Here is a 1,151-nt window from a genome sequence, read left to right on the forward strand (position 1 = left end):
AAACGGCCAGTTACAGGCAAAATGTTGTTAGCACATCCGGTTTTGCCCCCAAACCCACGCCTAGCAAAATCAAATACTTACCAGCTCGCGTTCCCTGCGTGTTCCGCCGGCACTGTTCAACTTGGGCTTGACTGGAGTACGGTAATACGCAATTATAGTTAGATAACTAAGGATATGGCCATGGAGAGAGGATTGCCGACAAAGGCGCTATGGGATCGCCTTCCCGAAATCGTTCGCTTCCGCGATCAACCGGGGATGACGGAGACCTACAGTTTTGCGGGCGCCGAGGGCACGACCGAGCTGGAAGGCCAGCTGTTCCGGCAGAGAGCGCGGCCATCTAAGGCGGTCTATTTGTTCATGCACCCCACAGCCACGGTCCAGCTGCTCCCAATGCCTGAGGCGCTTGCCGATGCGGGGTTGCACGTACTTTGCGCGTCGAGTCGCTACCCGAGAAACGATAGTGCGCTGATTATGGAAAAGGTCGCCTACGACATGGGCCAGTGGGTGCGCCACGCGCGCGAGTCGCTGGGTTATGAAAAGGTGATCCTGGTGGGATGGTCGGGCGGCGGCTCGCTATCGCTGTTTTATGCGGCCCAGTCTGAACATCCGACAATCACCCACACGCCCGCCGGCGACCTTTATGACCTGACAGCAGCGCGGCTGCAGCGGGTTGACGGAATAGTCCTCATCGCCGCCCACCTCAGCCGGGCGGAAGTGCTGACCGAATGGCTTGACCCCTCCGTCATCGACGAATTCGACCCGGACACGCGCGATCTCGAATTCGATATCTATAGTCCGGACTGCCCGAACAAACCACCATTCACCGCTGACTTCATCGCCGCCTTCCGCGAGAGGCAGCGGGCCCGCAATCGCAGAATTACCGCCTGGGCCGAGGAAATGCTTGCCACGCTCCGTCGTCGCAACGACGGCGAAACCGAACGCGCCTTCGTCACGCACCGCACGATGTGCGACGTGCGCTGGATTGATCCGACGATCGACCCCAATGGACGCGCGCCGGGGGCATCCTATCTTGGCAATCCACGCACGGTGAACGTGGGACCCGCTGGTTTGGCGCGATTCTCAACCCTGCGCTCGTGGCTGTCGCAATGGTCCTACGACCTATCCAACTCCAAGGCTGCCGTTAACGCGAC

1 protein-coding gene is annotated in these 1,151 nt (G+C 59.8%); it reads left to right on the forward strand.

All coding sequences use genetic code 11. From position 1 onward, the window contains the following. Positions 1-180: 180 nt before the first annotated feature. On the forward strand, positions 181-1,151 hold a 971-nt coding region (locus tag EWH12_RS21880), incomplete at its 3' end, for an alpha/beta fold hydrolase (protein WP_129927816.1).

The organism is Sphingobium cupriresistens (genome assembly GCF_004152865.1).
In the GTDB taxonomy this organism is placed as follows: Bacteria; Pseudomonadota; Alphaproteobacteria; order Sphingomonadales; family Sphingomonadaceae; genus Sphingobium; species Sphingobium cupriresistens.